The 3288-nt window shown below is 70.8% G+C and carries 3 protein-coding genes; 2 read left to right on the top strand and 1 reads right to left on the bottom strand.

Going from position 1 to position 3288, the window contains the following annotated elements:
• Positions 1–379 (top strand): thioesterase II family protein (locus tag D7W79_RS40535; protein ID WP_244222250.1); only part of this gene is annotated, 379 nt, incomplete at its 5' end.
• Entirely contained in the window at positions 376–2121 is a 1746-nt protein-coding gene (locus D7W79_RS40530; RefSeq protein WP_120530544.1) for an acyl-CoA dehydrogenase family protein, read from the top strand. The genes D7W79_RS40535 and D7W79_RS40530, both read left to right, overlap by 4 nt.
• Positions 2122–2124: 3 nt before the next feature.
• Here the strand turns inward: D7W79_RS40530 and D7W79_RS40525 are convergent.
• A partial coding sequence (locus D7W79_RS40525) for a metal-dependent hydrolase family protein (protein ID WP_147442317.1) occupies positions 2125–3288 on the bottom strand: 1164 nt, incomplete at its 5' end.

Raw genomic sequence — 3288 nt, 5'->3', positions numbered from 1 at the left:
CGGCATCCCCGCCAGCCACCTGGACGAGGACGGACTCCTCACCGCTCTGGAGCCCACCTACGGCGAGCTGATCCACGAGCTGCGTGAGGACGAAGAGCTGCGCGAGCTCATCCTCCCGGGCCTGCGCGCGGACCTGCTCCTCGTGGAGTCCTATCGGCACGAGGACCGCGCGCCCCTTCCCTGTTCCATGACCGTCACGGGCGGAGCCCAGGACGACCTGACCCTCGCGGAGCTGGAGCCGTGGCGTGTCCACGCCACCGGGCCCTTCGCGCTCCACCTGCTCCCCGGTGGCCACTTCTACCTCCGGGATCCGGAAGCGAAGTCCACCCTCCTGCGCCTCATCGCGGAGCCCCCCTCCAGAAGGAACCCGACCCCATGAGCCACGAACCGCTGCACCCCGCGATCCGCGGCCGCGAGGGCTTCCTGGGCCAGCTCTTCGCGGGGAGGCTCCGCTGGGACCTCGTCCGCGCGTTCCCTGAACAGGACCCCGAGGAACGCCGGCAGGGCGACGCCGTCATCGCCGAGGTCGAGCAGTTCCTCCAGGCGCACGTGGACCCGGACGAGATTGAACGCACGGGCCGCATCCCGCCGGAGCTGCGCGAAGCCCTGCGCTCGCGCGGCTATTACAAGCTCCAGGTGGAGCGGGAGCTGGGAGGCCGGGGCCTCTCCATGCTGAACACCTTCCGCGTCATCGAGGCCGTGATGAGCGTGTGCCTGCCCGTCGGCTACACGCTGGCCATCCACAGTGGCCTGGGCGCGGGCGCCATCATCGAAGCCGTGCAGGACGGTCCGCTCAAGGACTACGTCCGGGGCCGCGTCGCCGATGGGGTCATCTCCGGCTGGGCCGACACCGAGCCCATCGGCGCCTCCGTGCGGCGCGCGTCCACCACCGCCGTGCCCACGGAGGACGGGACGGCCTATGTGCTCAACGGGGAGAAGGTCTTCATCGGGAACGGGTCCATCGCGGACCTGCTGAACGTCACCGCCACGCTCCAGGAAGACGGCCGCGAGCAGATCAGCCTCTTCTTGGTGGAGACCTCCAGCCCCGGCTTCCACGTCCGCGCCGAGCACGGGCTGATGGGCCTGCGCGGGCTGCCCATCGCAGCGCTCGGCTTCGAGAATGTGCGCGTGCCAAAGGAGCGGATGCTCGCGATGGCGCAGGAGCACTGGCGGAACACACCGCTGCTGGAGCCGCTCAGCGCCCTGGGCCGCATGTACATCATCGTGGCCGCGTCGCTGGCGCTCTCCAAGAAGTGCCTCCAGTGGTCGCGCGACTTCCTCCACCGGCGCCTCGCGCAGGGGCGCAGGCTGGGTGACTTCGATGAGATCCAGCGCCAGGTGTCCGCCACCGCGGCGGAGGTCTTCGCCATGGAGAGCGTGGCCCGCTGGAGCCTCACGGGTGTGACAGCGGACACGCTGCCCCTGCGTTGGTTCGAACAGGTGGCGGCCAAGAACATCGCGTCCCTGACGTGCGCGCGCATCACGGACCGGACGATGTCGCTGCTCGCCGCGGAAGGCTACGAGACGCCGGAGAGCAAGGCCGCCCGTGGCGCGACACCGGTCCCCTTGGAGCGCACCCTGCGCGATGCCCGGGCCTTCCGGGTCGCGGGTGGCGTGGACTTCCTCGTGGACCACAAGGCCGCGCGCGAAGGCCTGTTCTCCCGCTACTACCCGTCGGCCTCGCACGCGGCGGAGCTGGACTCGCCCCCCGCCCCGTTGCCCGTGGAGGAGCACCTGTCCCCACGCAACCGCGAGCACCTCCAGCACACGGCCCGGGAGGTGCACCGGCTGGCGAAGCGAAGCCTGGACCTGTCACGCCGCTACCCCGAAGCGGGCGTCCTGTACGCACGCCAGCGGACGCTCATCCTGATGAACCAGCTCTGCAACGAGCTGTTCACGATGTCCGTCACGCTGGCCCACGCGTCGGCCCTGGCTTCACGGGGACAGCCTCACGCCGATGCGCTGGCGGACGTCTACTGCACCGCCGCGCGCTATCGCCTGGAAGACCTCTGGCGCCAGGCAGATGCCGACGCGGAGCCGGACTTCGCGGACGTGAGCGAGCGCTGGCTGTCCGGGGACACGCTCGACTTCCTGCTGTCCGACGTGCTCATCCGGAAGTGAGCCTCACGGCACGGCGCGCGGACAGGCCGCCGTGTCGTCGCGCTGGATGACGCCCTCCTTCATCACGAAGAAGACCTTCTGCGTGGCGCGGATGTCCTTCAACGGATCGCCCGGCACGGCGACAACGTCCGCCAGCTTCCCGGGCTCCAGCGTCCCCAGCCGGTCCGCCACCCCGAGCAGCTCCGCCGCGTTCACCGTGGCGGTGCGGAGTGCTTCCGCCGGAGACAGGCCAGCCTCCACCAGCAGCGCGAACTCCTCCGCATTGCGCCCGTGGGCGAACACGCCCGCGTCCGTGCCGAAGGCGATGCGCACGCCCAGGGCAATCGCCTTGCGCAGCACGTGCTCCCGCCGCTGGTCCACGGCGCGCAGCTTGGCGACGGTGTCCGGAGGCAGCTTGCCCTGGTCCGCCAGCTCCTTGATTCCGAAGAATGCAAAGGCCGTGGGGACGTACCAGGTGCCCTTCTGCTTCATCAGCGCCACACCCTCGTCGTCCATCAGCGTGCCGTGCTCGATGGAGTCCACGCCCGCGCGGATGGCCCGCTTCGCTCCTTCCGCGCCGTGCGCGTGCGCGGCCACCTTGCGCCGGTGCGCGTGGGCTTCATCCACCACCGCGTCCAGCTCCGCCTGGGTGAGCTGCGGCGCGTCGGGGTCCGCGTTGAGGCTCATCACGCCTCCCGTGGCGCACACCTTGATGACGTCCGCGCCGTACTTGAGGTTCTCGCGCACCTTGGCGCGCAGCGCGTCCGGGCCATCCGCCACGCCGGGGCTGGCGTCGTGGGCCAGCAGGCCCTTGCGGAAGGAGTTGCCGTAGTCGCAGTGCCCGCCCGTGGAGCTGAGGCTGGACGTCGCCGCGAGGATGCGCGGCCCCACCACGTTGCCTCGCGCGATGGCGTTGCGCAGGCCCACGTCGATGAAGTCCTCCGCGCCCAGGTTGCGCACGGTGGTGAAGCCCGCCATCAACGTCGCGCGGGCCCACGGCAGCGTGTCCAGCGTCTGTTCGGGGATGGTGCGCTGGAAGCTGTCCACCAGGTCCTTGCGCCAGTCCGGGCCGGGCTCCACGGTCAGGTGCGTGTGCGCGTCCATGAAGCCCGGCAGCAGCGTGGCGTCGCCCAGGTCCACGACGCTGGCGCCTTCGGGCACGGGCGCCTTCGGTCCCACGCCCACCAC

The sequence above is a fragment of the Corallococcus exercitus genome, from assembly GCF_003611585.1.
Lineage (GTDB): Bacteria > Myxococcota > Myxococcia > Myxococcales > Myxococcaceae > Corallococcus > Corallococcus exercitus.
Note: the sequence above shows the minus strand (reverse complement) of the source record. Positions and strands in the feature narration are given on the sequence as shown.

Coding starts and splice junctions, on each gene's coding strand:
- D7W79_RS40530 (WP_120530544.1), top strand. CDS start 376: ATGAGCCACGAACCGCTGCACCCCGCGATCCGCGGCCGCGAGGGCTTC.